1 protein-coding gene is annotated in these 1,399 nt (G+C 33.7%); it reads right to left on the bottom strand.

What is annotated here, in order from left to right; genetic code table 11:
• Positions 1-3: 3 nt before the first annotated feature.
• Positions 4-1,062, bottom strand: coding sequence for a transposase (locus F6K46_RS39745; RefSeq protein WP_293060751.1), 1,059 nt, complete (start codon positions 1,060-1,062; stop codon positions 4-6).
• Between the last annotated feature and the right edge of the window lie 337 nt (positions 1,063-1,399).

Here is a 1,399-nt window from a genome sequence, read left to right as displayed (position 1 = left end):
AACTCAGATCTTGCACCTGATCAGACAAAAATCAAAACTAAGCTCATGTAACCAAGGCATAAGTGTATCTAAATGATTGAAAATAGAGAGAAGCAAAATATGCGGTAAAAGTAAAATAAGTGCTTGTTGTGCACAATAAAACCAATCTAAATTATCCGATTTACCTAAGTGTAAATAAACCCAATAAGCCAACAAATAAGAAACTAAACACAGAATCAACCAACGGTAGACTCCAAGTCTTGTCTTTTGTCCAAAGCGGTGTAGGCTAAAACGATGTTTAGCTGTCTTAAAGAAACCCTCAATCTGCCATCTACGTTTTCCCCATCGAGCAATAGTTTTACCCTTCATTGGTTTAGTTGATATCACAAAACGTTGAATCATTTTGCCATCTCGTTTTAACCATATCCATGACAAAAAAACAGGTAATTTTAAACCATTCAAATAAACTTGTTGACCACGCTTTTTAATGTCTGAGACCTTACGACCATCAGTTAAAGTTCGATTTTTACTAATCCCAACAATAGCATGGCCGGATTTTTTACGGATATTATCAATCAATTTAATTGTACCAAAAGCCGTATCACCAAGTACATAAACTTGAAAATTTTGAGTAATTTTTTTAGGTAAATTATTTAATAACTTCTGTGCTAATTGGGATGGGGAGGGAGTACCCTTACCCCTATAAATCCTGAAACTCCAAGGAATACGCCAATTTCCCAGGACTAAATACATCACTACAATGTGTAAACCTTTCTTATGATTATAGACTCGCACTAAGTTTCCTAGATGGGTAAAATTACCTACCTTTTCTAGGGTAGTTAAATCTAGGATTACTTGTAGAGTTGGTTTTCTTCCTCTTTTTCTTTGATCAAGAATAAATTTGATTATTAAAGAACGAACGGTACGAATTAAAGAACGGGTTGACCATTGATAATTATTTAAAAAACGACTAATAGCACTTGCCGATTTGGTTTGACAATGATCCGGAACAGAATTACCTTGCCCACAAAGGATTAATCCAAAAATGGATTCTAAGGTTTCTTGTTGATAACTAGTGGGCATTAATTGTTTTAAGTTTGAGATTAATTTTTCTACTTCTGGTAAAATCTTATTCAGGGTCTTTATCCTCCATTAATCTTAGAAAAGAGTTTACCACAATTCTCATGTAATCAAAAAAAATATCAATTCTAATTGAAGCCATAACTAAACTATTGATTATTTATATTTTTCCGTATAATCTGGGTCATTGAGTGTCATTAAATTATGGGATACAGAGGCTTTTTCAAGGTATTTGATTAGTTGTCTCTAACTCAGGGATAGAACTGCCTCTAATCCCCTAATAACAATAACTTCAGCCGTTCCTTCTCACAGCCACTTTTTTTGGTGCAAGATCTGAGTT

Origin of the sequence: Moorena sp. SIO3E8, assembly GCF_010692445.1 — a bacterium.
Taxonomy (GTDB): Bacteria; Cyanobacteriota; Cyanobacteriia; order Cyanobacteriales; family Coleofasciculaceae; genus Moorena; species Moorena bouillonii.
The sequence above is the reverse complement of the archived record's forward strand: the minus strand, read 5'-3'. Positions and strand labels throughout refer to the sequence as shown.

What these genes read in the sequence shown, in the direction of transcription:
- F6K46_RS39745 (WP_293060751.1), bottom strand. Translation starts at nt 1,062, where the DNA reads ATGCCCACTAGTTATCAACAAGAAACCTTAGAATCCATTTTTGGATTA.